This window comes from Tenacibaculum ovolyticum DSM 18103 (assembly GCF_000430545.1).
In the GTDB taxonomy this organism is placed as follows: Bacteria; Bacteroidota; Bacteroidia; order Flavobacteriales; family Flavobacteriaceae; genus Polaribacter; species Polaribacter ovolyticus.
This window is the reverse complement of sequence record NZ_KE387163.1, coordinates 452,743-475,955: the sequence shown is the minus strand read 5'-3', so window position 1 is coordinate 475,955 and position 23,213 is coordinate 452,743. Positions and strand designations below refer to the sequence as shown.

Genomic DNA, 23,213 nt, shown 5'->3' with positions numbered 1-23,213 from the left:
AGTTTTAGGTAATTTAAAGCTGCTTTTTAAGTAATTATATTGTAATTTAAAAACTTATGATTTCCTTTTAATAAAAGGGAGCTGTTTTCTATTAAAAAATAATAAGATTGCCCCAGAAACAAATGTAACTATTGCACTAAAAAATAAAAGCCCATTATCGTTATTATGATTTATTCCTAATTTTGTTAAGTGGCCTATAATTGCTCCTGCCATTAGCCCGACAGTTAAAATAGCTCCTAACCAAGTTTTTTTTGGAGAAAATAATAAAATTGAAGCAATTAACTCTAAAATACCAGTTCCTATTCTAGCAAAAGCTTCGTTATTTCCTGCTATTTTTGTAAACAGGTTAACACTCTCTTCAGCTCCTGTAAATTTAAAAAACAATGTTTGTAGCATTATAGATGCAGCGATAATTTTTAATATTAAAGGAAAATATTTTTTCATTTGTATTAATTTTTATTTTTAGACGAAGTGGTTTTTATACCCTTACATCTATATTAAATAGTATTTTTGCAATATGAAAATAAAGTTATTTTATATTGTCGTATTCTTAGTTTTTACAGGATGTAAAACAGAGAAAATATCATTAAAATTTTTAAATGAGTTTATAGTTAAAGACTCATTAGTATTTGAAAATACAATTGTTGGAGGTATTTCAGGTATTGATTTTAGTAATAATCAATATTATATGGTAGTTGATGATTCAAAAAATCCAAGAATTTTAGTTGGAGATATTTTAATAAAGGATGATTCAATAGAATCAGTAGAATTTAAACAAACAATTAAGGTAGATTCAGTAAGTCAGTTTTATAAAGATAATGTATTAGATTTAGAATCTATTTTTGTTGTAAATGATCAAATAAACTTGGTAAGCGAAGGATCTATAAGAAAAGGTAAAAGTCCAGTTATTTTTACAGTAAATAGCTTAGGTAAAATACAAGATAAGATTAAGATACCGTCTTATTTTAAAGCAAACTCTTTAGCAAAACCAAAGCATAATGCAACTTTTGAAAGCTCTTCGAAAAGTATTGATAAAAAAGGTTATTGGGTAGCAATGGAAGGCCCATTGGCTGCAGATGGAGAAGAGCCAACGTTTCATAAAACAGAATCACCAATACGAATTACGTATTTTAATAATGAAACTAAAAAAGCGACGAAACAATTTACTTATCAATTAGAAAAAATAACAAAACCAGCCAAAGGAACAGTTAATTTAAACGGAGTAACTGCTATTTTAGAATATACAAAGAATAGTTTTTTTGTTATAGAAAGAATTTATCAAAGTGGATATGGAACTCAAGGAAATACTATTAGAATTTTTAAGGCAACTATTGATGATGACTCAACAAATTCTTTAAATATTGAATCTTTAAAAAAACAAGAATATATTCCGCTTAAAAAAGAGTTGTTATTTGATTTTGAATCAATACAAGGTAAATTAACTGACACTATTATTGATAATATTGAAGGGATTACTTTTGGTCCTGAATTGTCAAATGGAAATCAATCGTTAATAGTAGTTTCTGATGATAATTTTCAAGTATATGGTAAGCAATTGAATCAATTTATATTGTTAGAAATCCAGCATAAATAATGTACATTAGCAATAGTAATTATTAAAAATGATAGGTAAACTGAAACAAAGGTCAATAGAAAAAACGTATAGTAAAGCTATTGATAAAAAAGTAAATAAAAATCATAATTTAAATAAGGTTCAAAAAATTTTAATTTTATTAGATAACGAATCCTTAGAAAATGTAATGATAGCTAATTTAGTAAATGTACTTTCTTTTAAAAAAGAAAATATAGAAGTATTAGTGTATAAAGAATTTTTAAAGAAAGAAGATACTTCTCCTCTTTTTTTTACTAAAAAAGATATTGGATTTAATGCTAGTTTAAAATCAGACAATTTAAAAAATTTCGTTAAAAACGATTATGATTTATTGATTAACTATGTAAAAACACCTAATTTATATACTAATATGATAACTTTGTTGTCTAAAGCAAACTTAAAAGCTGGTTTTGCAGATATTGATGATAGATTGTATGATATTGTTGTAGCTGATGAAGGCTTAAATGAGGCAGTTTTAAATAAAGAATTAAAAAAATATTTAACGATTTTAAATAAAATATAATGCAAAAATTTGTTGGTACTGGAGTTGCTTTAGTTACTCCATTTAGCGAAGATTTAAGTGTAGATTTTAATGCACTTAGAAAGTTAGTAAATTACAATATTGATAACGGTGTAAGTTATTTAGTTATCAATGGAACAACAGGAGAAAGTGGTACAATAACAAAAGAAGAAAAAGAAGAAATTATTAAAGTGATTTCTGATGAGAATAAAGGAAGGTTGCCTTTAGTATTAGGTGTTGGTGGTAATAATACACAAACAGTAATTGATGAACTAAGATCATTAGACTTATCAAATATTGATGGTATTTTATCTGTAGCACCTTATTATAGTAAACCAACGCAAGAAGGTTTTTATCAACACTTTAAAGCAATTTCTTTAGTAAGTACTAAACCAATTATATTATATAATGTACCTGGTAGAACAGCTAAGAATATGGAGCCAGCTACAACTTTACGTTTAGCAAATGATTTTGAAAATATTGTAGCTGTGAAAGAAGCAGGTAACAATCAGCAACAGTACTTAGAATTATTAAAGAACAAACCAAAAGATTTTTTAATAATTTCTGGTGATGATGATTTAGCATTAGGAGTCGTTTTAGCAGGAGCTGCAGGAGTAATTTCAGTAATAGGACAAGGATTACCAAAAGAGTTTTCTAAAATGATTCAATTAGGTTTGGCAGGAGAAACTAAAGAGTCTTATGCAATTCATTACAAATTGATGGATGTTGTATCTTATATCTTTGAAGAAAATAATCCTGCAGGAATTAAGGCATTATTACTAAAAAAAGGAATTTGCTTAGACGAAATTCGATTACCACTAGTAAAAGCGACAGAAAATTTACAAACGAAAATATCAGATTTTATAGACAACCTATAATTTTATAAAAAGACAAGAGTTATAAAAGACTACAATTTTTTAATTGTAGTCTTTTTTTAGCATCTTTGTTTAAAATTTAGAATACCTCTTAAATAAAAAACCTCTAAAAAAAATAAAATAATGTTATCAAAAAAAATAGAAAATGCTTTAAACAAGCAAATAAAAATAGAAGCAGAATCATCTCAAGTATACTTATCAATGGCATGTTGGGCAGAAACTCAAGGGTTTGAAGGGGTAGCACAGTTTATGTACGCACACTCAGACGAAGAACGTATGCATATGTTAAAGCTAGTAAAGTTTGTAAACGAAAGAGGAGGACATGCACAAGTTTCTGATTTAGCAGCACCACCAACCGAGTTTGGATCATTTAAAGAGATGTTTCAAACATTGTTTAATCATGAAGTAATGGTGTCAAAATCAATAAACGATTTAGTACATATTACTTTAGAAGAAAGAGATTATGCAACGCATAACTTTTTACAATGGTATGTTGCAGAACAAATAGAAGAAGAAGCTTTAGCAAGAAATATTTTAGATAAAATTAATTTAATAGGTGATGATAAAGGAGGCTTATATTTGTTTGATAATGATGTGAAACAAATTGTTGCACAAGGAGCTGCAAATACTGTAGAATAACATTAACAAACATTTAATAATTATTACGAGTTTTTATAATAGATTTAATGGTTTATTGCAATACTCTATTTAGAGTGAAAAATCGTTTTAATAATCCATAATTAATCACTAATTTTGCCAAATGCAAAAAATGAAAAATTTAGCGTATATAATTGTAATGCTATTGGTCTTGTCTTCATGTGGAGAATATCAGAAAGTATTGAATAAGGGAAGTATTGATGAACAATACAAGATGGCTACCAAAATGTACGAAGTACAAAAGTACAGTAAAGCTTTACGTTTATTTGAAAAAATAACACCGTCATATAGGGGTAAACCTCAGATGGAACGTATACAGTTTATGGTTTCTCAATCAAATTTTAACGAGAAAAACTATGGTTTGGCTGGTTATTACTTTAATAGATTTACAAAAAACTACCCTAAAAGTTCTAAAAGAGAAGAAGCTGCTTTTTTATCAGCATTAAGTTATTATAAAGCTTCACCAGGTTTTAGCTTGGATCCAACAGATACAAGAAAAGCATTAGAATCGTTCCAATCATTTATTGACAGGTATCCAAATTCAGATAAATTAGATGAAGCTAACAAGTATTATGCTGAATTAAGAAGTAAGTTAGAGAAAAAAGCATTTGAAATAGCAAAAACATATTATAGAACTGCAGGTTATGATTCTAGAAATTATAGAGCAGCGATAACTGCTTTTGATAATTTATTATCAGATTATTTAGGAACGAAATATAAAGAAGAAGCATTATATTATCGTTTAAAAGCAGCACATGATTTTGTAATGAAGAGTACGCCGCGTAGAAAAGCTGATAGAATTAAGGTAGCTAAAAAGGCATACGATAAATTAAAAAGAAGTTTTCCTGAGTCTAAATTCATGAAAGATTCTAATGAAATGTTAGCAGCATTAAATAAAGAACAAGAACAATTAGTTAAAAGTTAAAAAATGGATTATAAAGAAACGAAAGCACCATTAAGTACTATTACTTATAATAAAGAAGCTATCGAAGCTCCAACAGAGAATATCTATGAAGCTATTTCAGTTATAGCTAAAAGAGCGAATCAAATTAATTCTGATTTAAAGAAAGAATTAGTTGATAAGTTAGATGAATTTGCTACTTATAACGATAGTTTAGAAGAAGTTTTTGAAAATAAAGAACAAATAGAAGTTTCTAAATTTTACGAACGTTTACCAAAGCCTCATGCTATTGCAGTAGATGAATGGTTAAATGGTAAAATATATCACAGAACTCCAGACACCGAATAAGATGTCTGTATTAAGCGGTAAAAAAGTATTACTTGGCGTTACTGCAGGTATTGCCGCATACAAAACAGCGAACTTGGTTCGTTTATTTATAAAATCTGGCGCAGAAGTTATGGTAGTCATGACTCCTGCGTCTAAAGATTTTATTACTCCACTTACACTTTCTACTTTATCAAAAAATCCGGTTCATTCTACTTTTTACGAAAAAGAAGATGAAAATGAATTATGGAATAATCATGTAGATTTGGGCTTATGGGCTGATTTACTAATTATTGCTCCAGCAACTGCAAATACGATGTCTAAGATGGCAAACGGTACTTGTGATAATTTGTTATTAGCAACATATTTATCGGCAAAATGCTCTGTTTATTTTGCACCAGCAATGGATTTGGATATGTATAAGCATCCATCAACTAAAAAAAGTTTAGAAAGTTTACAAGATTTTGGTAATATTTTAATTCCTGCTACTTCTGGTGAGCTAGCTAGCGGATTAGTCGGTGAAGGTCGTATGGCAGAGCCTGAAGATATTGTTGATTTTATAGAAAAAGATATTGTTTCTAAATTACCACTTCGTGGAAAAAAAATACTCATAACAGCTGGGCCAACATATGAAGCTATTGACCCTGTTCGTTTTATAGGAAATCATTCTTCAGGTAAAATGGGATTTGAAATAGCTAAAACGGCAGCTAATTTAGGAGCTGAAGTTGTTTTAGTATCAGGACCTTCTTACCAAAAAGTAACACATTCTTTTATTAAAAGAGTTGATGTAAAATCAGCTCAAGACATGTATGACGCTTGTCATACTTACTATAATGATGTAGATATTGCAATTTTGTCGGCAGCTGTTGCAGATTATAGACCAAAAAATATTGCAACGCAGAAAATAAAAAAGAAAGATTCAACGTTAACAATAGAATTAGAGCCTACAAAAGATATTTTAAAATCATTAGGAGCTATTAAAAAAAATCAATTATTAGTAGGATTTGCATTAGAAACAAATAATGAAGTTGAAAATGCAAAAAATAAAATTACACGTAAGAACTTAGATTTAATTATCTTAAATTCGTTACAAGATAAGGGAGCTGGTTTTGCTACTGATACTAATAAAATTACTATTATTGATACTGATTTTAACCAAAAAGTATTCGATTTAAAGTCTAAAAAAGAAGTGTCAGTTGATATAATTAATGAAATTATCAATAAAATTAAATAATAATTATATTGTCTTCTCGGGTATTATTGAAAAGTGAAATGTTTTTTACTTTGAAGATACAAACGCAGTTTTTCGAGAGGTTTTAATAGGTCTCGACTGCGCTCGGCCAGACAAATAAAATTATAATAAATGCGTAATTTTTTCTTTTTTCTTTTAACCATATTGTCAACTTTTACAACGCAATCGCAAGAATTAAACGCTTTTGTAACGATAAATACTGATAAAGTTCAGAGTAGTAATAAACAAGTTTATGAAACATTAGAAAAATCATTAACTGAGTTTATTAATGAAAAACAATGGACTAACAAAAATTACAAACAACAAGAACGAATTAATTGTGCCTTTACCATTATTGTAAACGAGCAAAGTGGTAACAATTTTAATGCAACAATACAAGTGCAATCTACAAGGCCTGTATATAACTCTTCTTACGCGACTCCTGTTTTAAATATTAATGACACTAATTTTAATTTTAATTATAGTGAGTTTGCTCCGTTAATTTTTAACCCAAATAATTACGAATCTAATTTAGTATCAACAATTGCTTTTTATGTGTATACGATTTTAGGTGCAGATGCTGATACTTTCGCTTTAAAATCAGGAACTGCTTATTTTAAAAAAGCAGAAAATGTTATGCTACAAGCGCAATCTAGTGGTGAAACAGGATGGCAAAACCAAATAGGAAAACAAAATCGTTTTGCGTTAATAGATAATTTATTATCTTCTAAATTTAGTCCTTTACGAACTATTTTTTATGAGTATCACAGAAACGGATTTGACAATTTTTCAGAGAAAAAAGAAGTAGCAAAACAAAGAATTCAAGACAATGTTATAGCATTAGATAAATTACATAACATTACAATAGGTAATTATATGATTCGTGTTTTTTTAGATGCTAAAGGTGATGAAATTTCAAGCGTTTTTTCTGATGGAAAACCTGCGAAAAACACCCAAAAAATGATTAGTGTATTGGAAAAAATTGCACCTACTTATAAAGATAAGTGGAAAAAAATTAAATAATTATTAAGTTTAAGATAGAATTGTTTTTCGACTAAACATGATTAAGTAATTGTATTTTAGACTTTTTAAGTATAGTTGCTACCTTTATTTTATTTATATATAAACTGTAAACTTCCATTCTTTTTTTAGTAATATAATTCATTGAAAATTTGTATTTTTAATTTTTCTAAAGAATAGAATTTGCTGACACACTTATCCATACATAATTACGCGTTAATCAATCATTTAGCGATTGATTTTACAAAAGGTTTATCTATCATAACAGGTGAAACAGGAGCTGGTAAATCCATTTTATTAGGAGCCTTGGGCTTAGTAATGGGAAATCGAGCTGATTTATCTTCCTTAAAAAACACAGAAAAGAAATGTGTTATTGAAGCTAAATTTAATATTGACGAATATTCTTTACAAAGTTTATTCGAAAAATTAGATATAGATTATGAAGCCGAAACGATTATTCGTAGAGAAATTCTTCCTTCAGGTAAATCAAGAGCATTTGTAAATGACACTCCTGCAAATTTATCAGTTTTATCAGCTTTAAAGAGTAAGTTGATAGATATACATTCGCAGCATCAAACATTACAGTTATCAGATACAGTATTTCAGTTTTCTGTTATTGATGCATTAGCTAAGAATCAAACTAAAATAGCTTCCTATAAAAGAGGGTTACGTAAGTATTCGCTTTTAAAGAAAGATTTAAAGACTTTACAAGAAGAAACCGAAAAATTTAATGAACAATATGAGTATAACTTGCATTTGTTTAATGAATTAGAGGATGCGAGCTTAAAAATAGGTGAACAAGAGATCTTAGAAGAAAAGTTAGATAAATTAAATAATATAGAGGAAATAAAATTAAATTTATCTGAAGCATTGCAAGTCTCTATAAATGATGATATTGGTTTACAGAATTTATTTAATGGTTTAGAAAATAACTTACAAAAAATAAGTTCTTATTCTAAAAACTATGAAGACCTTTCAAAGAGAATTTCAAGTATAAAAATTGAATTAGATGATGTAATTTCTGAATTAGAAAGTGCTAATGAAGAAGTCGAATTTAATCCGAATGAAATAGAAGAGCTAAATGATAGATTACAATTAGTATATAATTTACAAAAGAAACACGCTGTTGAGTCGATTAAAGAACTACAAGTTATTCATGAATCATTATCTAAAAAAGTAGCTCAAGTAGAAGGAGCAGGGACATTGATTGATGCTAAGAATGCTGAAATTAAAGAAGTGTCAATAAAGCTAGATGAAGTTGCTGCTATGATTACTAAATCTAGAAACAAAGCAATTCCTAAGCTACAAAAAGAGTTAGAATATTTACTTACAGAATTAGGAATGCCAAATGCTCGTTTTTCGATAGAATTAAGCGTTTCAAAAGATTACTTTACAAATGGTAAAGACAATTTATCATTTTTATTCTCAGCGAATAAAGGAGGTAATTTTGGCGAACTTAAAAAAGTAGCATCAGGAGGAGAATTATCTAGGATAATGTTATCAATAAAAAAGATTTTATCAGAGAATACCAAGCTACCTACTATTATTTTTGATGAAATTGATACAGGAGTATCTGGAGAAGTATCTAATAAAATTGCAAAAATAATGCAAGATATGGGAGTAAATATGCAAGTAATAACAATTACACATTTACCGCAAATTGCAGCCAAAGGATTACAGCATTATAAAGTATATAAAGGAGAGGAAGACGGAGTTACAACATCAAACTTAAAATTATTGTCTAATGATGAACGTGTAATTGAAATAGCAGAAATGTTAAGTGGTAAAGACATTTCAGAAAGTGCATTAACACATGCAAAAGAATTATTGAATTAAGTATAAAACAAACAACTACATACATTAAAAAGTAAAATATGTACAACTTATTAAAGGGTAAAAAAGGAATTATTTTTGGAGCATTAGATGAAAATTCTATTGCATGGAAGGTTGCTGAACGTGCACATGAAGAGGGAGCAGAGTTTGTATTAACGAATGCGCCTATTGCAATGCGTATGGGACAGATTAAAGAATTAGCAGAAAAAACAGGATCTGAGATTATACCTGCAGATGCTACTTCTATGGATGACATAACAAATTTAGTTGAAAAATCAATGGAGATTTTGGGAGGTAAAATAGATTTTGTTTTACACTCAATCGGTATGTCAGTTAATGTACGTAAAGGACGTCATTATACAGATTCTAAATATGATTTTACAACGAAAGGATGGGATGTTTCAGCTGTTTCTTTTCATAAAGTAATGAATGTTTTATATAACAAAGAAGCCATGAATGAATGGGGAAGTGTTGTTGCGTTAACATATATGGCAGCTCAGCGAGTATTTCCTGATTATAATGATATGGCTGATAATAAAGCATATTTAGAATCTATAGCCCGTAGTTTTGGATATTTCTTTGGACGTGATCATAAAGTACGTGTAAACACAATTTCTCAATCACCAACGCCAACTACTGCCGGACAAGGTGTAAAAGGTTTTGATGGGTTTATATCATATGCTGAAAAAATGTCACCATTAGGTAACGCAACAGCATTAGAGTGTGCAGATTATACAATTTCATTGTTTTCTGATTTAACTAAAAAAGTAACACTTCAAAACTTGTTTCATGATGGAGGTTTTTCTAACATGGGAGTAAGTACAGCTGTAATGGATAAATTTACTGAAGAGTAATTTTTAAATCATAGAAAAATTATAAAATGCAAATCACTAGATTTGCATTTTTTATTTATAATTATTAGAAATGAATACTATTTTACATATTGAAAAGGAATTAGCTCCTCTAAGAAAACAATTAAAAGAGCATGCTTTATACACATCACTAAAAAGCATTGACGATATAAAAATTTTTATGGAGTCTCATGTTTTTGCAGTTTGGGATTTTATGTCTTTATTAAAAACACTACAGCAACAATTAACTTGTGTGAATTTGCCATGGATTCCTGTTGTAAATCCAAAAACAGCGCGATTTATTAATGAAATTGTACTTTGTGAAGAAACAGATGTAAATGAATTAGGAGAGCCTAAAAGTCATTTTGAAATGTATATTGATGCAATGAAAGAAGTAGGAGCTGACATTGCTGAAATGAATTCCTTTATCTTTAAACTAATTGAAGGTAAAAATATTAATGAAGTACTAAATAGTAGTATTGTTATTGATGAAGTAAAGGAATTTTTAAAATTTACATTCGATGTTATTAATACTTCAGAGCCTCATATTATAGCTTCAAGTTTTACTTTCGGTAGAGAAGATGTAATACCAGATATGTTTTTTGAGATAGTTAAGAATACTGAAGAAAAATCGAATCTTAATTATAATAAATTAACGTATTATTTAAAAAGACATATAGAATTAGATGGTGATGAACATGGACCATTATCACTACAAATGATAGAAGAATTGTGTGGTGAAGACCAACAAAAATGGGATGATGTATTGTATTATGCAAAAGAATCATTACAAAAGAGGATTAATCTTTGGAATGGTATTACTAAAAAGATTAACCTTAGTATTTTAGTGTAATGAAGTTAAAATTCTCTATAATTGTTCCTGTTTATAATAGACCGCAAGAAATTTATGAACTACTTAAAAGCCTTGTAAAACAAGAGTTTGAAGATAGTTTTGAGGTGATTATTATTGAAGATGGATCACAATATTATTCAGAGGGTGTTGTGAGTTGTTATAAGGATAGACTAAGTATACAATATTTTTATAAAGATAATAGTGGTGCAGGAGCAAGTCGTAATTTTGGAATGGAACGTGCTAATGGTAACTATTTTATTATTTTAGATTCTGATGTAATCGTTCCTCCTCAGTATTTATTAGAAGTACAAAAATCTTTGCAAGAAAACTATACGGATGCTTTTGGAGGTCCTGATGCTGCACATGAGAGCTTTACATCACTACAAAAAGCGATTAATTACTCTATGACTTCAGTGTTAACAACAGGTGGAATTAGAGGAAAGAAGAAAGGAGTAGGGAAGTTTCAACCAAGAAGTTTTAATTTAGGGATTTCTAAAGAAGCTTTTGAAAAAACAGCAGGTTTTTCTAAGATGAAAGCTGGTGAAGATATTGATTTAACGTTTCGTTTATGGGAAAATGAATTTAAAACTCAATTAATTGAAAAAGCATTTGTATATCATAAGCGTAGAAGTACTATAAAACAGTTTTTTAAACAAACTTTTGCATTTGGAACAGCAAGACCAATTTTAAGTAGAAAGTATCCAAAAACAGCAAAAATCACTTATTGGTTTCCTAGTTTGTTTATTATAGGTTTTGATATAAGTATTATCTTAAGTTTCTTTGGCTACTGGCAATTCTTAGTTTTTTATAGCTTTTATTTCTTATTCATATTTATAGACTCTTTAAGTCAGAATAAAAACGGTAAAGTTGCTTTTTTAAGTATTATAACCACTTTTACTCAGTTTTATGGTTATGGTTTGGGATTTTTGGAGTCGAAGTTTTTAAAAAAATAAAAACTCCCAATTTCTTGGGAGCTTTATTATGTAATTTAAAAATACACTATTTTTCAGGATTCAATATTCCTAAAATATAACCGCTATTTAAATATTTCTTAGCAACATTTTGGATATCTTTTTTTGTTAGAGCGTTTACGCGATCTTCAAAAGAAAGAGCATCTGTAGCATCATTTTTTTGATAATCAACATTTTTAATTGTTCTTAGCCAAAAACGATTCTTTTTTAAATCTTCTTTATGATCTAAAATTATCGCTTTTTTTGTTTTCATTAAATCTTCTTCAGTTGGTCCGTTTTTAACAATAGAAGCAACTTGGTCAACAGAAATTGTTTTTAATTTTTCTACATTTTCAGGAGCACAAGGAAAAGAAATATTAAATCTATACCATCCATAAGGCATTTTAGAAATACTACCACGAGTTCTAGAAGAATATACACCACCTTCTTGTTCACGTAATTTTTCAGTTAATTTAATTCCAACAATTTCACCTAAGCTAGAAAAAGCTAATGCATCTTTCTTATTGTAGTTAGCCTTTCCTTGATAAGTTATATTTACATTACTTTTAGGATCTTTACCTTTCTGTACTGTTTTTGAGTGTGCGCCAGATAAAGGTCTGAATGAACTCACTTTGTATGTTTCTTTTGAATTTTTAGCAGGCAAAGAAGCTAAGTATTTCATAGAAAATTCTGCTAGTTTCTTTTCATCAACATTTCCAACAAAATAGTAATGGAAATCACCAGCATCAGCAAAACGTTCTTGGTACTTTTTATATGCTAAATCATAATCAGCAGTCTCATATTTTTCAGGAGTAGGGAAACCTGTGTAACGAGAATTTCCTTCATTCATAAATTCAGACATTTCTTTTTGAAAGAAGAAATTAGGACTAGCTAATAAATTTCCTAAAAAACTTTTTTGCTTGTTTACATAAGAATTAAATGCTTTTTGATCTTTATTTAAAGAAGTAAAGTATAAATGGACCATTTGAAAAAGCTCTTCTAAATCTTTAGGTGAAGCAGAACCTCTAAAACCTTCACTTAAACCAGAGATATAAGGATTTACACGTGCAATTTTACCAGACATCATTTTTGATAAATCTGTTTTTGTATAACTGTTAACTCCAGCTTGAGAAAGTGCTCCGTTAGCGAACGATGTAGCTTTTAATTCTTTATCAGAATATAAAGATGTACCACCAAAACTAAAAGCGTCAAATAAGATTTCATCGTTTTTAAAGTCAGTCTTTTTAAAGGTAACTTTAGCACCATTACTTAAAGTAAAAGTTTTAGTTCCTAGATCTTTATTTTCTGATGCATTGATGATTTTACCTGGAGTAGGAACTTTTGTGATTAAAGAAGTAGTAATAACCTCATCTTTATAATCTTCTAGTTTCTTTGTCTTTACATTATTTAAAGCATCTAAAACTTGTTGTTCAGTAACTACTTTTTTAGGACCAGTAATTACAACTACACGATTATCATCATGTAAAAAGTTTTTAATAATGTTATTAACTTCATCAATTTTTATAGAAGGTAATAGCATTTGATGTGTTTTATACTCCCAAGTAATTCCAGGAATAGGTTCTTGCTCTAAGAAATTATTTACATATTCTCCAATAATTCTATTAGAATCTCTTTTATCTTTGTCTTTAAAAGATTTCTCAACACGAGCAATTACGTTCTTTTTTGCTCTATCAAGTTCACCTTGTTTAAATCCGTATCTTTTTACACGTTCACTTTCATCTAATAAAGCTTGTAATCCTTTTAATTGACCATCGGCACTAGTACCAGCCATAGATTGATAAGCATTTTTAGCTCTAGCCCAAGTACCTCCGTGATAACTATACCCATAAACAAATGGAGGAGTTTCACTATTACGTAACTCATCTAAACGGTTGTTTAGCATTTGAGAAAATAAAGACTTCACTAAAGAGTTTCTATAATCACCAACTGTTGTTTCTGGTTTAGCTTTATCATAATCTTTATACATTAATTGTACTCTTGAAAAAGGAGCTTCTTTATCAGCTTCAATAGCAATAAAAGTTTCTTTATGATTTTTTAGAGGTGCAACTTCCCTTTTTCTAGGGTTTTTAGCAGTAGGGATTTGATTAAAATGCTTTTTAATTTTTTCTTCTAAAATATTTACATCTACATCACCTACAGCAATAACAGCCATTAAATCTGGACGGTACCAATCTTTATAGAAACGACGAAGACTTTCGTGCTTAAAGGTTTTTAAATTTTCTTTTGTACCAATAGGTAGTCTTTCTGCATATTTAGAACCATGCATTACTTTAGGTAAGTATTTTTCTAGCATACGACTATCTGCACCTCTTCGAGAGCGATATTCTTCTAAAACGACACCTCGTTCTTCGTCAATGTCTTTACCTTCTAATAAAGCGCCATGAGCCCAATCTTCTAATATTTGAAAACCTTTTTCTAACTTAGTATTATCATCACTTGGAATAGGTAAAATGTATACTGTTTCATCAAAACCAGTATAAGCATTTAAGTGTGCACCAAACTTAACTCCTATTGACTGTAGATAATCGACTAATTCATTTTTTTTAAAATTTTTTGTACCATTAAAACTCATATGTTCCATAAAATGAGCTAAACCTAGTTGGTCTTTATCTTCTAAGATAGATCCAACATTTACGACTAAACGTAACTCTACTTTGTTGGCTGGTTTTGGGTTGTTTTGAATATAATACGTCATTCCGTTTGACAGTTTACCTATCTTGACTGAAGAATCAATCGGAATTTTCATTATACTAATTTTTTCTTTTTTAGCACTTTGACTATATCCTATAGAGGTAAGCAATGCGAGGGATATACCCAATAAAATTTTCTTCATAGTAAATTGTATATTAATTAAGTAGCTAATATACTATGAAATAACCAATAACTAAAAACTTAGTTGTTAATTAGTGTTAAATAAAAAAAAATCTAGATTTCTAGAGTTATCATTATATAATTTCTAAAATATTTTCAGAAGGACGACCAATAACAGCTTTAGTACCATTTATAACAATCGGACGTTCTATTAACTTAGGATTATCAACCATAGCTTTGATAACATCAGAATCGGATAATTCTTTTCCTTTAAATACCTCTTTCCAAATTTTTTCATTCTTACGAACAAGTTGAATTGGAGAGATATTTAGTAAATTAATAATTTCTTTTAATTCATTTTCGGTAGGAATATTTTCTAAGTATTTCACAACTTCAAATTCTTTTCCTGAATTTTCTAAAATTTCTAATCCGCAACGTGATTTGCTGCATCTATTATTGTGGTATATTTTTATCATTATTAAATATGGTTTGTTGTTATAAATAACAATCTAGTTATCTTTTTGTCCGTTTAACATTAGGTAAGATTTTAAAAAAGGATTAATGTTTCCATCCATTACAGCTGCAACGTTACCCGTTTCATGGGCTGTACGTACATCTTTAACTAACTTATAAGGATGCATTACATAATTTCTAATTTGACTACCCCATTCGGTTTTAAGCTTACCTGCTTCAATATTTTCTCTAGTTGCTAGTCTTTTTTGTAATTCAATCTCGTACAATTGCGATTTCAACATTTTTAAAGCAGTAGCTCTATTATCATGTTGTGAACGTGAGTTAGAACATTGAATTTGAATACCAGTTGGCTTATGTGTTAATTGAACTTTAGTTTCAACTTTATTTACATTTTGTCCACCAGCACCACTAGAACGAGCTGTAACAATTTCAATATCTGCAGGGTTTATTTCTATTTCAATGGTATCATCGGCTACAGGGTATACATATACTGATCCAAAAGTAGTATGTCGTTTACCGTTACTATCAAAAGGAGAAATTCTAACTAAACGATGTACGCCATTTTCACCTTTTAACCATCCGAAAGCATAATCACCATCAATTTCTATGGTAACTGTTTTTACTCCAGCAATATCACCAGCCTGGTAATTTAAAGTTTTTAATTTAAAACCTTGTTTTTCTGCCCACATGGTATACATACGCATTAACATTTCTACCCAATCACAACTTTCAGTACCACCGGCACCAGCTGTTATTTGAATAGTTGCACTTAGGCTATCACCTTCATCAGAAAGCATATTTTTAAATTCAATATCTTCTAAAAAAGTGATTGTTTTATCAAATTGATCAATTACTTCAGCTTCATCAACTTCTCCCTCTTTATAAAAATCATATAAAACATTAAGATCTTCATTCATTGAAATGATTAAATTATAATCATTTACCCATTTTTTTTTAAAACGAAGAGATTGCATTAAAATTTCTGCTTCTTTTGGGTTATTCCAAAAGTTAGGATCAACAGTTTTTTCTTCTTCGTTATTTATTTCAATCAATTTTTTGTCAATATCTAAATACGACTTTAATTTAGAGATACGCTCTGATATATTTTTAAACTGTTCTTGTGTTACCATAATCGTCACAAAAATAAGTTAAAAATTAAGATTGAACGAGAGTGTTTTATAAATAACTAATAGTTTTTTCTATTTTTAAGGAATTATTTTATGCTACGAAAAAATTAATAACTGTTATTCTATTTTTTTGTACTTCATTTTCTGGATTTTTACAATTATTAATGGAAAAATAAAATGATAATAAATGAAGGATACTTTACTTTTTATTATGATGAAAGTAATGACATTCTTAGAAGTAGGTAAATTAAATTCTGATTTTTTACATGTTTGTTCTTTGCCCGAAGATATGCAATTGAATGATGTAAGATTAGATAAAGAGGAGTTTGGTGATGGAGTAGCAGTTGAATTTATAAAACCGGGAAAGAAATTATTACTAATTAAGAAAACCAATTGAAATATAAAAGAAGGTATACTCCTAAAATACTAGATAATTTACTAATTGGGAGTAATTATTAATATTAAAAACACCGTCATATCGAACAAAGTGAAACAATTTATAAAATGAGACTGTATCGTTTTATTCGTAATGACTTTTAATTAAATAAAAATGACAATAGATTTAATAAGTGATACGGTTACAAGGCCATCAAAAGAAATGTTAGCGGCAATGATGAGTGCTAAAGTTGGTGACGATGTTTTTGGTGCAGATCCCACGGTAAATGAACTACAAGAAAAAGTAGCAAAAATGTTTAATATGGAAGCTGCGTTATTTTTTCCTTCAGGAACAATGGCAAACCAGGTTGCTATTAAAATACATACACAACCAGGAGATAAAATGTTTTGTGATAAATGGGCACATGTTTATAATTATGAAGGTGGTGGAGCTGCTTTTAATTCTGGAGTAACTTCTCATTTAATAGATGGTAATAGAGGGATGTTTACTGCCGATCAATTAGCAAAAGCAGTTATTGGTAGAGGAGATATTCATGTTCCATTTAATAGATTAGTTTGTATTGAAAATACAACAAATAAAGGAGGAGGGGCTTGTTGGGATTTTGAAGAATTAAAGAAAATTCAAAAAATAACAAATGCTAATGATTTAGCATTTCATTTAGATGGAGCTCGCTTATTTAATGCGTTGGTAGCTAAAAACGAGACAACAGCACAATATGGTGAGTTGTTTGATACAATTTCTATTTGTTTATCAAAAGGATTAGGTGCACCAGTGGGGTCTGTTTTAATAGGAACCAAAAAGCATATAGAAAAAGCATTACGAGTACGTAAATTATTTGGGGGAGGAATGCGACAAGCTGGTTTTTTAGCAGCAGCAGCAATTTATGCTTTAGATAATAATGTAAATCGTTTAGCAGAAGATCATAAAAAAGCACAGCAGATAGGAAAAATCTTAGAGAACTGTTCTTATGTAAAAAAAGTTGAAACTATTGAAACTAATATTATCATTTTTTATGTAAATGATACTATTAACCCATTAGATTTTATTAATAAAATGGAAGAAAAGGGGATATTATTGATCTCTATGGGAGAAGGTAAAATACGTATTGTAACCCATTTAGATTTTTCAAATGAAATGCTTGAAAAACTGTTAAATGAACTTAAATGCTTTTAGAAGAAAACTCTTACAAAAGGAGATAAGGGGTTTGAATAAATACTCTTATCTTCTTTATGTAAAACATCATATTGAACACCAAACGCAATTTTTCCTGTAACATATGCAGCACCAAGATTTAAAGAAGGATAGCTATAGTTGTCTTTAATAATTCCGATGGTTCTATTAACATAAGATTGTATTAATTCACCAGAAAACTCTATTGTACGAATAGGTCTATATAAGGTAATAACACTAGCAGAATAAACATTAGCACTATAACTTTTACTTTTATTATACAAGTATCCAATACTGGCACCTATAGAAAACTCTTCATTAAAATCATAAATAGCACTAGGTGAAATAGCTACACTAGTACTGTTTGAGCCAAGGCTAAAACCAAAGGTACCTCCAATACGAACATTGCCCCAAAAATTAGAATCTTGAGAAAAACTTACTATTGATGATAAAGCAAAACAAAAAAATATTATTTTTTTCATGAGAAATTAATTTAATTCCTCCAATTTAGTCAATTCTTTGTAATTTTTGTTTAATTTTTTTAATAAAATACCATAAAGTAGTTGGTAGAAGAGCCAAAATAAGACTAAGAAGATTAGCAGAGCTACTATTTGAACTACTATCATTGTAATAAAAAAGCTAGATTCATTAATAAGAGTACTTTCTGTTTTAAAAATTTCTTTTAATTTATTTTGATCACTAAATATAATAATATTTATGATTAGAGATATAACAACAGAAGTAATTAGATTATAATATACATAAAGCTTCACGGTTTTTCTAACTTTAAAGATGTTCTTTAAAAGATCTTTTGTTCCATCCATTATAGAAATGGATGAATAATTTTTATAAAAAACATATAAAAAAATAACTATAACTACATAATGAACGTAATAGGTAAATTTAATAAAAGAGGTTAAATGTAGTTTGTCATAAACTTTCATATAATCGCTCTTTGCGGTTAAATAGTTTAATACAATCCAAAATAAGAACTCTAATATTCCAATAATAAAAATCCATTTTACTATTGATGATGACTTCGAATGTGCCATTTTATAGATATCAACTTTAGAAACAGTATCTGTTTCTTTAGGTTGATTATCCCATGCTTTTTTATATTTATCTAAATCCATTTCTAATTTATGGGTTTAATACTTTTCTTAATTTATCTTTTGCTCTGTTCATTTTAACTCTAGCATTTACTTCACTAATACCTAAAGTTACTGATATCTCTTTGTAGGGTTTATCTTCTAAGTATAAAAAGATAAGCGCTTTGTCAATATCATTTAGTTTACGAATTGCATTGTATAACGCTTTTAATTGTAATTCTTCAGTTTCATCATAATCTTCGGCTTTTATTTTAAAAGCATAATCAGCAATATCTTGCGTTTTTACAGTTCTCGTAGATTTTCTATATAAAGAAATTGCTGTATTTAGAGCAACTCGATACATCCAAGTACTAAATTTAGCGTCTCCTCTAAATTTACTATAGTTTTTCCATAACTGAATAGTTATCTCTTGAAACAAATCGTTATGTGCATCTTGATTTGTAGTGTAAAGCCTACATATCTTGTGCACAATGTTTTGATTGGCTTCGAAATCTGCTAAAAATTTATTTTCTAGTTCTTTTTTCACTAAGTTTAGTACAGTTGATTGTCTATAAGTAGCTCAAAAATACGAATTGTTACAGTTCATCCTAAAAAAAATACAATTGAGTTCTTTTTAGTTTTAAAAACAGTACTTCAGAAGCATATTTGTAGTGTGTTTAACCAATAAAAATAAAATCATGAAATTCTTAACAATATCTTTATTAATGATAGTATTCTTTGTAACAGAAAAATTAACTGCCCAAAGTAGTAAAATAACGGTAACTGTTATTAATGCTACTTCAGATGCAGGAAAAGTAAGTTATGCTTTATACAATAAAGAAAACTTTAGAAATGAACCTATACTAGCAAAATCATCTGTTATAAAAGAAGGTAAAAGTATTGTCGTTTTTAATGATGTGCCAAAAGGTGAATACGCTGTTATTTGTTTTCATGATAAAAATGATAATGATAAAATGGATTTTCAAGCAAATGGAATGCCAATTGAAGATTATGGGGTTTCAACAAATAATATAAATCGTTTTGGGCCTCCTGTATTTGAAGACGCCAAGTTTACCGTTATTGATAAAGATGTATCTTTAGAGATTAAGTTTTAAAAGTATTATTTAAAGAAAAAAGTATGAAAACACCTATTAAAAGTATAAAAAATGATATTTGGATTTGTTTAAAGTTAACTATTGCATTTGGTGTTTTTTTTATCGTAATAAATCAACAATTTACATTAAAAGGTGCTGCTTTAACATTCTTAATTTCAGCAATGTATTCTTTTGTATTAGGTTTAGGTAATGGGATAGTTAATGATTATTTAAATACAAAGTGGGATTGGGTAACCCAAACGGATCAACGTGTTTGGGCAGGTGTAATTGCTACAGTTACCTATACAGTTGTAGCTGTTTTAGTCATTCATTACATACAATATGTAGTTATGTTTGGTCATCCAGTATCTAATTTTTTTAAAGGATATTTAATCTGGGTGCATTTATTTGCAATTATAATATCATTAGGTATTGCAGTTTTTTATCATGCACGTGGATTTATGATAAATTGGAAAGATTCTGTAAAGCAGGAAACTACCCAGCATGAAATTGTAGCGAAAACAGAAACAGCTAAATTTGAGACATTAAAGAATCAAATAGATCCACATTTTTTATTCAATAGCTTAAATGTATTAACTTCTTTAATAGGAGAAAATCCCAATCAAGCAGAAAGATTTACTACTAAATTATCTAAAATTTATAGATATGTTTTAGAACAACGAAATAAAGAATTGGTTCCGTTAGAAGAGGAATTAAAATTTGCGAGAGCTTATATGGAGTTATTACAAATGCGTTTTGAAGATGCGATACAGTTTAATATTCCGTTAGAAGTTAGTAATTCAGAATTAAAAATTGTTCCATTATCATTACAATTATTATTAGAGAATGCAGTAAAACATAATGTGGTTTCATCGTCAAAGCCATTAGAGATAAATATTTTTGAGAAAGAAGGTTTTTTAAAAATTAAAAATAATATTAATCCTAAAGAAACTTTAGGGAAAAGCACAAAGGTTGGGTTAAGAAACATTGCAGATCGTTATGGTTTAATAACGAATAAAAGTGTTGAAATAACAAATAATAATAAAATATTTACAGTGAGTTTACCACTGTTAACAAAAACAAGAGATATGTCATTTAATACAAATAATATTGAAAATAGCAAATATGTAAGAGCTGTAGAAAGAGTAGAAAAATTAAAAGAATTTTATCAAAATTTAGCATCATATTGTGTGGTAATTCCTTTTTTAATATTTATTAATTTAAAATTCTCACCTGGTTTTCAATGGTTTTGGTTTCCGATATTTGGTTGGGGAATAGGATTAACTTTTCATTTTTTAGAAGTAAATAATTATAATATTTTTTTAGGAAAAGGTTGGGAAGAACGAAAAATTAAAGAAATGATGAAAGAAAGTGAAACTAAAAAATATGACTAAAATGGAAAAATATAATACTCCTGAACATACGTATCAATTAGCAAAAAAAAGAGTAAAGAAGATAAAAGGATTTTACACACATTTAACAATTTACTGTATAGTTATACCTATTATTATTTTTACAAACTTAAATTTTGAGCCACATTTTCATTGGTTTTGGTTTTCAGTAGTAGGTTGGGGAATAGGACTTTTTTCACACTGGTTAAATGTTTTTGGTTTTAAAATGATCGGTTTAGGAAAAAGTTGGGAAGAAAAGAAGATTAAAGAATTAATGAACGAACAAAATAATAACTAAAATGGAAAGAGATTTTACAGAAGAGCATAAATATTTATTAGCAAAAAAAAGAGTTGAAAAAATAAAAGGATTTTATATTCATTTAGCCATTTATATACTTGTAAATATTTTTATTTCTGGGGTTATTATTTTTGGATTAACCCAAGACAATGAGCTAAGCTTTAAAGAAGCTGCAACCCATTTCGGAACCTACTCAACTTGGTTGTTTTGGGGAATAGGAGTGTTTTTTCACTGGTTAGGAGTTTTTGGATCTAATTTGTTTTTTGGCAAAGAATGGGAAAAAAAACAAGTTGAAAAGTATATGGATGATAATAAATTTTAATAATGGGAAATTATACACAAGTTGAAAAAAGAGTAAAAAGAATTAAGAAATTTTATAATCATCTTCAGGTTTTTGCAATTATGATGATTGTTTTATTACTTTTTTCAAATAGAATATTTGATTTCTTCGAAAGCCATATTCATAATCCAGGTACATTAAAATGGGCAAGAACTAATATTTGGGTAAACTGTTTATTATGGGCGTTTGGGCTTTTAATACATGGTCTGTATACTTTTAAATATAAAGTTACTTTTATAGAGAAGTGGGAAAAACAGAAAGTAGAAGAATTAATGAATGAAACAGAATAATAGTATGGAGTTAAATAATCAATCAGAAAGATATCTAAAAGCACAAGAAAGAGTTACAGAAATTAAAAAGTTTTACAAACACTTAGTTGTATATATACTTGTAAATTTGTTTTTCATTGGAAGAAGAATTTATAAAGATATTAAATACGGGGATTCATTTGAAGAAGCTTTTTTTGATATTGACAATTACCGTTTTTTCTTTTGGTGGGGAATAGGTTTATTAATACATGCATTTAATGTATTTGGTAAAGAAAATTTGTTTAGCAAGAGTTGGGAAGAGCGTAAGGTTAAACAATACATGGATAAGAATTAATTTAGTTAGCATATGAATGTTATTATTATTGAAGACGAGAAACCAGCAGCAAGACGCTTAAGTAGAATGCTTTCTGGATTAAATATAGAAGTGCAAACAATGTTACATTCTGTTGAAGAATCTATTAATTGGTTTCAAGACAACAAACATCCAGATTTAATATTTTTAGACATTCAGTTATCTGACGGATTATCATTTGAAATATTTGAAGAAATAGAAGTGAAATCAGCCATTATTTTTACAACAGCTTACGATGAATACGCATTAAAAGCATTTAAATTAAATTCAATTGACTATCTATTAAAACCACTTGATGAAGACGAGTTAAAGGTTGCTGTAGATAAGTTTAAAGAAAACCAGATAAAACAATCTGATGTACAGGTTAATATTGATGATATTAGAAAGTTATTAATTAACCCAGTTGATAGAAAGTTTAAAAAGCGTTTTACAATTAAGGTTGGTCAACATATAAAGATTATACATGTTGATGAAATTGAATGCTTTTATTCTGAAAACAAATCAACTTACATTCATACGAACGCTAATAGAAATTATTTAATAGATCATTCTCTTGAGCATTGGCAAGAACAATTAAATCCTGAACATTTTTTTCGTGTTAATAGAACTTTTATCGTTCATATAAATGCTATAAAAGACATTATTTCATATACAAATTCTCGTTTAAAAATAATACTACACACTTATACAGAAACTGAAATAATAGTAAGTAGAGAGCGTGTAAAAGAATTTAAAAACTGGATTGATTAATGGT

General features: G+C 28.3%; 28 protein-coding genes. 21 read left to right on the top strand and 7 right to left on the bottom strand.

Annotated features, from left to right (window positions below; genetic code table 11):
- Window positions 1-54: 54 nt before the first annotated feature.
- The gene (locus H518_RS0112150; protein WP_028889312.1) at window positions 55-444 is read right to left on the bottom strand and encodes a DoxX family protein; all 390 of its coding nucleotides are present in this window, start codon (window positions 442-444) and stop codon (window positions 55-57) included.
- Window positions 445-517: 73 nt separating this feature from the next.
- On the opposite strand from H518_RS0112150, the gene H518_RS0112145 reads away from it, so the two are divergent.
- The 12 genes from H518_RS0112145 to H518_RS0112090 all read left to right on the top strand — a co-directional run bounded on the left by H518_RS0112145 (window position 518) and on the right by H518_RS0112090 (window position 11,630).
- A complete protein-coding gene (locus tag H518_RS0112145; RefSeq protein ID WP_028889311.1) occupies window positions 518-1,594 on the top strand; it encodes an esterase-like activity of phytase family protein in 1,077 nt (358 codons plus the stop codon).
- A gap of 28 nt (window positions 1,595-1,622) precedes the next feature.
- A complete protein-coding gene (locus H518_RS0112140) occupies window positions 1,623-2,135 on the top strand; it encodes a DUF6913 domain-containing protein (RefSeq protein ID WP_028889310.1) in 513 nt (170 codons plus the stop codon).
- A complete protein-coding gene (gene dapA / locus H518_RS0112135) occupies window positions 2,135-3,010 on the top strand; it encodes a 4-hydroxy-tetrahydrodipicolinate synthase (RefSeq protein ID WP_028889309.1) in 876 nt (291 codons plus the stop codon). The genes H518_RS0112140 and dapA overlap by 1 nt, the downstream gene beginning before the upstream one ends.
- A 120-nt stretch (window positions 3,011-3,130) precedes the next feature.
- A complete protein-coding gene (locus H518_RS0112130; RefSeq protein WP_028889308.1) occupies window positions 3,131-3,646 on the top strand; it encodes a ferritin in 516 nt (171 codons plus the stop codon).
- A 130-nt stretch (window positions 3,647-3,776) separates the two neighbouring features.
- Window positions 3,777-4,589: an outer membrane protein assembly factor BamD gene (locus H518_RS0112125; RefSeq protein ID WP_237275376.1), complete on the top strand. Its 813-nt coding sequence runs from the start codon at window positions 3,777-3,779 to the stop codon at window positions 4,587-4,589.
- 3 nt (window positions 4,590-4,592) lie between these two features.
- Window positions 4,593-4,913: a DNA-directed RNA polymerase subunit omega gene (locus H518_RS0112120; RefSeq protein ID WP_028889306.1), complete on the top strand. Its 321-nt coding sequence runs from the start codon at window positions 4,593-4,595 to the stop codon at window positions 4,911-4,913.
- Between the two features lies 1 nt (window position 4,914).
- Window positions 4,915-6,123 (top strand): bifunctional phosphopantothenoylcysteine decarboxylase/phosphopantothenate--cysteine ligase CoaBC, encoded by a 1,209-nt coding sequence (gene coaBC, locus H518_RS0112115; protein ID WP_028889305.1) that lies wholly within the window; start codon window positions 4,915-4,917, stop codon window positions 6,121-6,123.
- Window positions 6,124-6,252: 129 nt separating this feature from the next.
- Window positions 6,253-7,143, top strand: coding sequence for a type IX secretion system protein PorD (gene porD / locus H518_RS0112110; RefSeq protein WP_028889304.1), 891 nt, complete (start codon window positions 6,253-6,255; stop codon window positions 7,141-7,143).
- Between the two features lie 180 nt (window positions 7,144-7,323).
- Window positions 7,324-8,976, top strand: a complete 1,653-nt coding sequence (gene recN / locus H518_RS0112105; protein WP_028889303.1) for a DNA repair protein RecN — start codon at window positions 7,324-7,326, stop codon at window positions 8,974-8,976.
- A 38-nt stretch (window positions 8,977-9,014) separates the two neighbouring features.
- The gene (locus H518_RS0112100) at window positions 9,015-9,827 is read left to right on the top strand and encodes an enoyl-ACP reductase FabI (RefSeq protein ID WP_028889302.1); all 813 of its coding nucleotides are present in this window, start codon (window positions 9,015-9,017) and stop codon (window positions 9,825-9,827) included.
- Between the two features lie 70 nt (window positions 9,828-9,897).
- Window positions 9,898-10,677, top strand: a complete 780-nt coding sequence (locus tag H518_RS0112095; RefSeq protein ID WP_028889301.1) for a DUF3050 domain-containing protein — start codon at window positions 9,898-9,900, stop codon at window positions 10,675-10,677.
- The gene (locus H518_RS0112090; protein ID WP_028889300.1) at window positions 10,677-11,630 is read left to right on the top strand and encodes a glycosyltransferase; all 954 of its coding nucleotides are present in this window, start codon (window positions 10,677-10,679) and stop codon (window positions 11,628-11,630) included. Before H518_RS0112095 ends, H518_RS0112090 begins: the two co-directional genes overlap by 1 nt.
- A gap of 46 nt (window positions 11,631-11,676) precedes the next feature.
- On the opposite strand, the gene H518_RS0112085 is transcribed toward H518_RS0112090, so the two are convergent.
- The 3 genes from H518_RS0112085 to prfB all read right to left on the bottom strand — a co-directional run bounded on the left by H518_RS0112085 (window position 11,677) and on the right by prfB (window position 16,063).
- Window positions 11,677-14,481, bottom strand: coding sequence for a M16 family metallopeptidase (locus tag H518_RS0112085; RefSeq protein WP_043706894.1), 2,805 nt, complete (start codon window positions 14,479-14,481; stop codon window positions 11,677-11,679).
- A 112-nt stretch (window positions 14,482-14,593) separates the two neighbouring features.
- Window positions 14,594-14,935, bottom strand: a complete 342-nt coding sequence (gene arsC, locus H518_RS0112080) for an arsenate reductase (glutaredoxin) (RefSeq protein WP_028889298.1) — start codon at window positions 14,933-14,935, stop codon at window positions 14,594-14,596.
- Window positions 14,936-14,968: 33 nt separating this feature from the next.
- Window positions 14,969-16,063: a peptide chain release factor 2 gene (gene prfB, locus H518_RS0112075; RefSeq protein ID WP_028889297.1), complete on the bottom strand. Its 1,095-nt coding sequence runs from the start codon at window positions 16,061-16,063 to the stop codon at window positions 14,969-14,971.
- 184 nt (window positions 16,064-16,247) lie between these two features.
- Between prfB and H518_RS0112070 the strand changes: the two genes are divergently transcribed.
- Window positions 16,248-16,457: a hypothetical protein gene (locus tag H518_RS0112070; protein WP_028889296.1), complete on the top strand. Its 210-nt coding sequence runs from the start codon at window positions 16,248-16,250 to the stop codon at window positions 16,455-16,457.
- Window positions 16,458-16,610: 153 nt separating this feature from the next.
- The gene (locus tag H518_RS0112065; RefSeq protein WP_028889295.1) at window positions 16,611-17,630 is read left to right on the top strand and encodes a threonine aldolase family protein; all 1,020 of its coding nucleotides are present in this window, start codon (window positions 16,611-16,613) and stop codon (window positions 17,628-17,630) included.
- Here the strand turns inward: H518_RS0112065 and H518_RS0112060 are convergent.
- Genes H518_RS0112060 through H518_RS0112050 form a run of 3 tightly spaced genes read right to left on the bottom strand, consistent with a single transcriptional unit; the run spans window position 17,627 to window position 19,262 of the window.
- Window positions 17,627-18,109, bottom strand: coding sequence for a hypothetical protein (locus H518_RS0112060; protein ID WP_028889294.1), 483 nt, complete (start codon window positions 18,107-18,109; stop codon window positions 17,627-17,629). The two genes, H518_RS0112065 and H518_RS0112060, sit on opposite strands and share 4 nt — an antisense overlap.
- Before the next feature lie 6 nt (window positions 18,110-18,115).
- Complete coding sequence (locus H518_RS0112055; RefSeq protein WP_028889293.1) at window positions 18,116-18,760, bottom strand: hypothetical protein; 645 nt, start codon at window positions 18,758-18,760, stop codon at window positions 18,116-18,118.
- Between the two features lie 7 nt (window positions 18,761-18,767).
- Window positions 18,768-19,262 (bottom strand): RNA polymerase sigma factor, encoded by a 495-nt coding sequence (locus H518_RS0112050; protein ID WP_028889292.1) that lies wholly within the window; start codon window positions 19,260-19,262, stop codon window positions 18,768-18,770.
- 151 nt (window positions 19,263-19,413) lie between these two features.
- Here H518_RS0112050 and H518_RS0112045 point away from each other — a divergent pair, with 151 nt between their 5' ends.
- Genes H518_RS0112045 through H518_RS0112015 form a run of 7 tightly spaced genes read left to right on the top strand, consistent with a single transcriptional unit; the run spans window position 19,414 to window position 23,209 of the window.
- Window positions 19,414-19,830, top strand: coding sequence for a DUF2141 domain-containing protein (locus tag H518_RS0112045; protein ID WP_028889291.1), 417 nt, complete (start codon window positions 19,414-19,416; stop codon window positions 19,828-19,830).
- A gap of 23 nt (window positions 19,831-19,853) precedes the next feature.
- Complete coding sequence (locus H518_RS0112040; RefSeq protein WP_028889290.1) at window positions 19,854-21,203, top strand: 2TM domain-containing protein; 1,350 nt, start codon at window positions 19,854-19,856, stop codon at window positions 21,201-21,203.
- A gap of 1 nt (window position 21,204) precedes the next feature.
- Complete coding sequence (locus H518_RS0112035) at window positions 21,205-21,498, top strand: 2TM domain-containing protein (RefSeq protein WP_028889289.1); 294 nt, start codon at window positions 21,205-21,207, stop codon at window positions 21,496-21,498.
- Window position 21,499: 1 nt separating this feature from the next.
- Window positions 21,500-21,820: a 2TM domain-containing protein gene (locus H518_RS0112030; protein ID WP_028889288.1), complete on the top strand. Its 321-nt coding sequence runs from the start codon at window positions 21,500-21,502 to the stop codon at window positions 21,818-21,820.
- A 2-nt stretch (window positions 21,821-21,822) separates the two neighbouring features.
- The gene (locus H518_RS0112025; RefSeq protein ID WP_081411185.1) at window positions 21,823-22,128 is read left to right on the top strand and encodes a 2TM domain-containing protein; all 306 of its coding nucleotides are present in this window, start codon (window positions 21,823-21,825) and stop codon (window positions 22,126-22,128) included.
- Complete coding sequence (locus H518_RS0112020) at window positions 22,115-22,441, top strand: 2TM domain-containing protein (RefSeq protein ID WP_051263758.1); 327 nt, start codon at window positions 22,115-22,117, stop codon at window positions 22,439-22,441. Before H518_RS0112025 ends, H518_RS0112020 begins: the two co-directional genes overlap by 14 nt.
- Window positions 22,442-22,453: 12 nt before the next feature.
- Entirely contained in the window at window positions 22,454-23,209 is a 756-nt protein-coding gene (locus tag H518_RS0112015; protein WP_028889285.1) for a LytR/AlgR family response regulator transcription factor, read from the top strand.
- Window positions 23,210-23,213: the final 4 nt, after the last annotated feature.

Coding starts and splice junctions, on each gene's coding strand:
- prfB (WP_028889297.1), bottom strand. CDS start 16,063: ATGGTAACACAAGAACAGTTTAAAAATATATCAGAGCGTATCTCTAAA.
- H518_RS0112045 (WP_028889291.1), top strand. CDS start 19,414: ATGAAATTCTTAACAATATCTTTATTAATGATAGTATTCTTTGTAACA.
- H518_RS0112065 (WP_028889295.1), top strand. CDS start 16,611: ATGACAATAGATTTAATAAGTGATACGGTTACAAGGCCATCAAAAGAA.
- H518_RS0112025 (WP_081411185.1), top strand. CDS start 21,823: ATGGGAAATTATACACAAGTTGAAAAAAGAGTAAAAAGAATTAAGAAA.
- H518_RS0112040 (WP_028889290.1), top strand. CDS start 19,854: ATGAAAACACCTATTAAAAGTATAAAAAATGATATTTGGATTTGTTTA.
- H518_RS0112095 (WP_028889301.1), top strand. CDS start 9,898: ATGAATACTATTTTACATATTGAAAAGGAATTAGCTCCTCTAAGAAAA.
- H518_RS0112035 (WP_028889289.1), top strand. CDS start 21,205: ATGGAAAAATATAATACTCCTGAACATACGTATCAATTAGCAAAAAAA.
- H518_RS0112060 (WP_028889294.1), bottom strand. CDS start 18,109: ATGAAAAAAATAATATTTTTTTGTTTTGCTTTATCATCAATAGTAAGT.
- H518_RS0112015 (WP_028889285.1), top strand. CDS start 22,454: ATGAATGTTATTATTATTGAAGACGAGAAACCAGCAGCAAGACGCTTA.
- coaBC (WP_028889305.1), top strand. CDS start 4,915: ATGTCTGTATTAAGCGGTAAAAAAGTATTACTTGGCGTTACTGCAGGT.
- H518_RS0112125 (WP_237275376.1), top strand. CDS start 3,777: ATGAAAAATTTAGCGTATATAATTGTAATGCTATTGGTCTTGTCTTCA.
- dapA (WP_028889309.1), top strand. CDS start 2,135: ATGCAAAAATTTGTTGGTACTGGAGTTGCTTTAGTTACTCCATTTAGC.
- H518_RS0112070 (WP_028889296.1), top strand. CDS start 16,248: ATGAAGGATACTTTACTTTTTATTATGATGAAAGTAATGACATTCTTA.
- H518_RS0112100 (WP_028889302.1), top strand. CDS start 9,015: ATGTACAACTTATTAAAGGGTAAAAAAGGAATTATTTTTGGAGCATTA.
- H518_RS0112140 (WP_028889310.1), top strand. CDS start 1,623: ATGATAGGTAAACTGAAACAAAGGTCAATAGAAAAAACGTATAGTAAA.
- H518_RS0112030 (WP_028889288.1), top strand. CDS start 21,500: ATGGAAAGAGATTTTACAGAAGAGCATAAATATTTATTAGCAAAAAAA.
- H518_RS0112055 (WP_028889293.1), bottom strand. CDS start 18,760: ATGGATTTAGATAAATATAAAAAAGCATGGGATAATCAACCTAAAGAA.
- H518_RS0112090 (WP_028889300.1), top strand. CDS start 10,677: ATGAAGTTAAAATTCTCTATAATTGTTCCTGTTTATAATAGACCGCAA.
- H518_RS0112150 (WP_028889312.1), bottom strand. CDS start 444: ATGAAAAAATATTTTCCTTTAATATTAAAAATTATCGCTGCATCTATA.
- H518_RS0112130 (WP_028889308.1), top strand. CDS start 3,131: ATGTTATCAAAAAAAATAGAAAATGCTTTAAACAAGCAAATAAAAATA.
- H518_RS0112020 (WP_051263758.1), top strand. CDS start 22,115: ATGAAACAGAATAATAGTATGGAGTTAAATAATCAATCAGAAAGATAT.
- H518_RS0112120 (WP_028889306.1), top strand. CDS start 4,593: ATGGATTATAAAGAAACGAAAGCACCATTAAGTACTATTACTTATAAT.
- H518_RS0112145 (WP_028889311.1), top strand. CDS start 518: ATGAAAATAAAGTTATTTTATATTGTCGTATTCTTAGTTTTTACAGGA.
- porD (WP_028889304.1), top strand. CDS start 6,253: ATGCGTAATTTTTTCTTTTTTCTTTTAACCATATTGTCAACTTTTACA.
- H518_RS0112085 (WP_043706894.1), bottom strand. CDS start 14,481: ATGAAGAAAATTTTATTGGGTATATCCCTCGCATTGCTTACCTCTATA.
- arsC (WP_028889298.1), bottom strand. CDS start 14,935: ATGATAAAAATATACCACAATAATAGATGCAGCAAATCACGTTGCGGA.